Source organism: Paraprevotella xylaniphila YIT 11841, assembly GCF_000205165.1.
In the GTDB taxonomy this organism is placed as follows: Bacteria; Bacteroidota; Bacteroidia; order Bacteroidales; family Bacteroidaceae; genus Paraprevotella; species Paraprevotella xylaniphila.
In genome coordinates this window covers 1-6,179 of record NZ_GL883840.1, presented here as the reverse complement: position 1 = coordinate 6,179, position 6,179 = coordinate 1, and the positions used below count along the sequence as shown (strand labels likewise).

Sequence of the window (6,179 nt, the reverse complement as noted above, 5' to 3'; positions counted from 1 at the left end):
CGAACCACGGGATGCCGTTGACTATCACCGTGCCCGTACTTTGGCCGAAACAGGTTGTTTCGGTATCTTGGACGGTCTGTGGGTCAATATACCGGATGTATTTGGACAACCGGGGCACTTTTTGGGACAAAGCCTTGGCGGCAATGGCCGCAAAGACTTTGCTCCCCCATATATTAAGATGGGTGTTGTCTACCTTGCCTTGCGGTAAGGAAGGATATCGTCCGGGCAGTATCCACATGAACAGTTTTTTAGATAGTTCCGGTCCCATTTCCGCGACCTGGTCGTGGGTCAGCTTGGCCATGTCCACGAACGGCACGTCCATTTCGTGGGCTATGCGGCGAGGCGACAAGAGGTATTCACCGTGTGTGTCTACCAGTGTGTTGCCCTCTTTTTCATAAATGTATTGGTGAGGTGTCTCCGGAGTAGGTGGGTAATTACGCCTTACGATGGAGTTCATCAGGACGGGATAAGCCCCTTTCTCACGGGTTTCACGCACGAACCGTCTCAAATTTTCATCGAAAGAACCTCCGGGCACAGTGTGTAATGCCGTATCGGTTTTCTCATCGTTGTGTCCGAATTGTATAATGACATAGTCTCCGGCTTGCAGTCGGTCGAGTACGGCCTGCCATCGTCCTTCACGGATGAAGCTTAAAGAACTGCGTCCGCATGCAGCATGGTTTTCTACACGGATGAGTCCGTTGAGGAAACAAGGTAACATTTGGCCCCATCCCCGTTCCGGACTTCCGGAAGCTGTGCTCCGGTCTGCCATGGTAGAGTCTCCAATCAAAAAAATGGTAACCGGTTTCTCTTTCAGGGTGAAGGCGGAAAAGAACAGGAATGCGAGGCATGAAAAGATAACTTTGTATTTCATATTGTGGGTTGATGTAAGATTCGTGTATGTATCCCCGAGAAAGTGGCGAAACTTTCTTCGGGGATATTGCAGGTAGGTTAATATTGGTCTTCTCCGAGGCCACCGGGACCGCAAATGCCGAGGGGCACCAACTCAATGTAATCGAGATGGAAGACTCCTCTTCCGGTCGGGGTGAACACCGAACGTATGCGCATGGTATGGGGGGTGTTTGCCTTTATGTTCACGTTGCAAATTTTGCGGCGCAGCGTAGCCCTCAGGTTATAAAGGAGAGTACATTTGGCGGCACTGTATTGGGGGCCGCTCGTACCGTCGTTGCCGGAATAGAGGCTCTTAGGGCCACAGTAGTAACCGTTGTTTTTCATGACCCTGGCATTTTCTTCCAGTTCTTCGGAGGTATATATTCCATTGGCATTCTCTTCAGAGTTCCGCCACCCGTTCCATCCGTTGTAAAGCCCTCCGATGATGGGGCTGTCCCCTTCTTCGCGCATATCCAACGGTAGTCCCTGGGGTACATTGTCCACGTACATCTGCACGATGCCCCGGTCGGGCATGCTGCCGTATCCCAAACGCAGTTCATACGTGCCCGGGGGGACGTTGGGAAGTTGGAACGTCAAGTCGTATGTTCCTAAGATGCTGACACAATCGTCGAATGCGGAAGTCATGCCTATTTTAGGGCGTTGGGCGAAAAATATGGCGTTCTCGTTCATTTTGAGTCCTTTGATGTAGTTGGAGGGAATGTAGTAGTTGTATCCTCCACCTTCTGTCCCGTTTTCCGTGTTGTCGTATGAGCCGTATGGCTGTGTCACGTTGCCGCATAACCTTATTTTATTGTTTGTCAGTTCCGGCCATACGGTGTAGAAATCGATTCTCATCCGCGTGTTCATGACATTGTTGCGCATGGTCTCGTCGTAGGCCAATACGTCGTCCACGTAATAATAGGCTACGTTGAGTGAAAAGTTGTCGGCATCGGGGAGGGACAAGTGTGCACCGCGTACCCGTTGGCCGGAGTTGTAAATGCTGGCCACGCTATGATTGATGTAGAAGTCCGTGGGATGTTCCACGGCAGGGTCTACGGTCGAATATACTTTTTCCAGTTTGATGGTGGAAAAGTCGAGCAAGGTGCTGATCCATTCGGTGGGATTGGCATATTGGGTGTGCACCCCCCAGCAGTTTACCAGTTTGGCCGTGCTCTCGAAGAGCCGGTCGAGGATATGGTAAGAAAGGAACATGTTGAGTGGGTTGTGCCGGTCGGTCAGGGAATGCTTGTTCCAGAACAGTTGTTTATAGGTCTTACCTTCGGGGTTTTCCGGCACCGGTTTGTTTAATCCGAATATTTCTGCGGCTGCATGGTCGTCGTACTTTTCTTCCGCCAACCGGTAAAGGGCATCGATTTTCTCCTCCATGGTCATGTCTTCGTTGAAGCGGTCGCTGTATTTTTCATAGAGGACTTCGTCCGGGACAATCAGCAAGGTGAAACCGCTATACCGGTGGTCGGGACGTTTGGCCGTAAAGATGTCCGTGTCGTGGCCACAGACGATATTGGGTTTGAATCGGGGATAGTCCTCCTTCCATATCTCGTAGCTTTCGTCCCGGTATCGAGCCAAAGAATCCAACAGTCCGGTACGCCGGAGGGCTTCATAGAAGATGGAAAACTGGCTATGGTTCTCATCCAATAAAGTGGCTCCCAGACTGGTATTGGGAATCAGCACTTTGTCCACAGGATGTACTACGCCATTTTCCACGGAATCGTTTTTAAGTTCGTTGATGATGGCCGCACGCCGGTTGATGATGCTGAGCACCATGTGGTTGGCATCCAATGTGTCGCCGTCGGTCTGTATAATCAAGGGCAGGTCTAACTGGTTGTTTTCCTGTTGGGTCTTTCCTAAATCATAAGTATAGATGATTCGTTCCACCAGACAGGCTTTCAGCAGGGTGTCGCAATAGGAGACGGGAATGTCTTCGACCGAAGCATACCCTTTTTCTTTCAAGAAGGCTTCCACACCGGAGTTTATGGGCGGGAATAGGGTACGTGCGCCCCGGGTATCCAGGAAGTCCAACTTTCCGGCACGCTCCACGATGCGCCTGAAGAGGCTGAAATCTTCCCTGTTTTTCAGGAAGTCGCTCATCATTTCTCCGGTGAAAGTGTAGTAGCTGTCGGCCGGCAGGTCGTCTTGGCAACCGGTGAATACGTTTATCTGTGCGGCCAGAAACAGGACTACGCAGCAAGATTTGAATGTTTTGAGCCAGTCTTTGTTCATCTTTTTGGAAGTTTTAAAGCCATTGGCAGAATTAAACAAATGGATGCCTAACGCCGCCAATGGCTTGTTCAACAAGCTTTTGTTATGGCATGGGTTAACGTACCATGACCTTTATGGCTTTCCGTGTCCCATCGTCCATCAGGTCTTGACGGATGTAGATGCCGCGTTGTCTTGGTTCCTTCACGCGCACGCCATCAAGGGTGTACCATCCTGAACTTACTATCTTGGCCTTGCCCTCGGCAGTGACACCGTCGATGGCTGACTCGAAGTCATCCGGCTTGTTGGCATCCCCGTCGCCATAATATAATAATGTAAAGTTGTCGAATACGGCCCAGTCGTTGGCTACAAGACTGTCTTTGCGCACTCCAATCGTGACTGGCTGTCCTGTCTCGGATACATAGAACGAGAAGTCACCGGCATACAAACCTTCTTGGAATGCAAGGTCAGCGCCCGATACGTTGTTTACTATGATGTGGTACAAGGCTTTTGATTCGGGGAAAAGGCTATCCGGCAGGACTTGGTCGCCCGTGGTATATTTGTATTCTCCCATGCCCTCGAAAATGGATGCCAAGGGTTCGTTCCATTTGCCTTCACCGGATTCCGCATATACCAGTGCGTTCTGCGGTTCCTTGCCTTCCCGTCGTGAAAGGGCGGCAGGGATGGCATCGCCTGCACGGTATAATCCGTCGAATGCCAAGCGGTAATATCCTTTAGGCAAGCCGTAAACGGTTTGATGGATGTCGGCCTCTTTCAAGTTGTAGAACTCATAGTTGTTGGCTGACATGGCATATTGGTTCCCGTTTGTAGTCCAACCCTGTATGGTACCTACGGTTTCTCCGTCCCCGTTCACTTCCGAAAAGCTTGGGGATTGCAGCATGGATGTCATGTCAGCCGGGCTGTCGAGTGTTGCTCCCGATACGTCGATGGAAGTCGCTACCATCTTGTTGTAAGCCTCGTTGATTTCAGCTGTCAATCTTTCAATCTCGTCCATGGATTGCAAGTTTTCCACAGCGGGTACCATTTTTTCGCTGATAAGGGCTTTAAAGGCATCGAACTCCGGGGTGCCGGCAAATTGCTCGTAACTGTAATCTCCGGTACTCATGAATTTGATGTCGTGATAGGTAACCAAGGCATCGAATCTGGTGGCGGCTTCAGTGGCATTCTGAGCTGCCGTGATAGCCTCGTTCAACGCTTTCACATGTTTGCCATAAGATTCTTGCGTCAAGCCCGCGGCTATTGCTTCCCGGGCAGAAGAAATGGCTTCAGTTAGGCTGTTGCGCGCCTCCTGGGTGGTCAGGTCTTCCTGATTGAGCATGCTTTCCGCACTTTCTATCAATGCGTTGATGGCTGAAGTGGCTCCGCTCATGTCGCCTGCACCAAGATATTCGATTTTGAAATTGTCGAAGAACACTCTCGATTCCCACCAACTGATGGCGGAACCTTTTATTTTTATTCCGATACGAAGCTTGCCATCCTGGCCTACATAACAAACCACGCTGTTGAGATAACAAGTTTCGTCGTTTTCAAACAAGTCTGCCGATGTGGTGGAATTGCTGGTCAGCCATTTGTTTTGGTAGGCAGGGTCGTCAGTCCATGTAATCTGTTCAAATCCATCGGTGCCGGGCAGCGCGCTTTCCTCTATCGGGTAGTCCATGATGTGGCAGAGTTTGGCTTGGGCATCGTTGCCCATCAGGAATGCCAGGATGTCGTTGCTCGTGTCTCCTTCTGTTCCCCAGTTCTCTTTCCAATTGTTTGCATTGGTGATACTGGGTGAATAATATCCTTGCATCGTGATTTTATATGAGCCTTCGGGCAGTCCGTTGATTTCTTGGTACACTTCGCAGTCGCTGTCTTTGGCGTTCCATACTTCTGCCATGCGGTTGAGCTTGCTTGAGAGTTGCCCGCTGCCCGATTTGGTCCATCCGTTGGTGCCGTTGCTGAAATTTGTGTTGGTAAATAGTCCGGTGGCATCGCGGATGCCATCCGGTGATTTCAAGGATTCTGCGACGGCTTCCTTCAATATGCGGTCGGCGCGCGGTTGGATGCTGTCCACTTCGTTGGGGTTGAATGTTTTTTGGCTGTAACCTTCCTGTAATTTGTCCAGATAGTCCTCATAAGCGGGTAATCCTGCTTCTGCGTATGGAGATTCATCGTACGCGGTTTCCAGTTCATTGCTTTTGGCTTGCAGGGTCTTGTAAGCTGCAATATCCAAAGCCAAGGAGTCCATGCGAAGTTGGACTGATTGGATGATTCCCATCAGGGTTTCGTTGTCCAGTTGCGGGTTATTGGCCGCTTCTTTGGCTGTCTTTATGGTCTCTTCATACTTTTGTTGCCCGTCTTTGCTGAATGTCTCGTTGGCATTTGTGTATTCGGCGTATTTTGTTTCTGCATCTGCAATGTTTTGCTTTAAGACGTCATGTAGGGTTTGTGCTCCTTCTTGGCCCAAGAATTGCAGGGAAAAGTTGTCCACGGCTGTCCATTGGGAATTAGCTCCTTCTACACGGAATCCGACAGTGGCCGTACCACCCACGACGGAGAAGTCCAACGTGGTCGGGGTGAACACTTGGCTTTGGGTGATTTCGGCTTTCTGACGTGATTCGCCCACCAAAGTGCGGGCATACAGGTAACGTCCTTCGGCTTGGGTGTCCCCTTCGTTGATTGGGCAGAATATATAGGCTTTCAGGCGGTATTTTCCATCAGGCAGATTGGTAAGGTTTTGTGTGATAGACCAATCCTTTTGAGGAGAGGAAGGATTCCAACGTTCGAAGAAATTAGAGATTTCCGTGCCGTCGGATGCCGTATGTGAACCGGTCTTACGGGAGAAATTATCTTGTTCATTGGCGGGTTCCCTCCATTTGTCCCATCCTTCGTCGTTGTCCGTAAATGAAGGATTTGCCATTAATTCTGTGATATCTATAGGATGGGCGGATGTGGCCGAACCATATTTGAAGTTCAATATGTCTGTTTTTAGGTCCTCTGTCGCTTTCTCCAGTTCTTCGACAGTTACTTTTTCACTTTTATAAGAGCCTGTTTAAATTTTATTCAATAAC

3 protein-coding genes are annotated in these 6,179 nt (G+C 49.9%); all 3 read right to left on the bottom strand.

The genetic code is table 11. The features are described 5' to 3' along the window. A partial coding sequence (locus tag HMPREF9442_RS06845; RefSeq protein WP_008626778.1) for a rhamnogalacturonan acetylesterase occupies positions 1-871 on the bottom strand: 871 nt, incomplete at its 3' end. 77 nt (positions 872-948) lie between these two features. Next, on the bottom strand, positions 949-3,129 hold the full coding sequence (locus HMPREF9442_RS06840) for a fasciclin domain-containing protein (protein ID WP_040602763.1): 2,181 nt from the start codon (positions 3,127-3,129) through the stop codon (positions 949-951). A 94-nt stretch (positions 3,130-3,223) separates the two neighbouring features. After that, positions 3,224-6,085 (bottom strand): hypothetical protein, encoded by a 2,862-nt coding sequence (locus tag HMPREF9442_RS06835; RefSeq protein ID WP_147639890.1) that lies wholly within the window; start codon positions 6,083-6,085, stop codon positions 3,224-3,226. Between the last annotated feature and the right edge of the window lie 94 nt (positions 6,086-6,179).

Coding starts and splice junctions, on each gene's coding strand:
- HMPREF9442_RS06840 (WP_040602763.1), bottom strand. CDS start 3,129: ATGAACAAAGACTGGCTCAAAACATTCAAATCTTGCTGCGTAGTCCTG.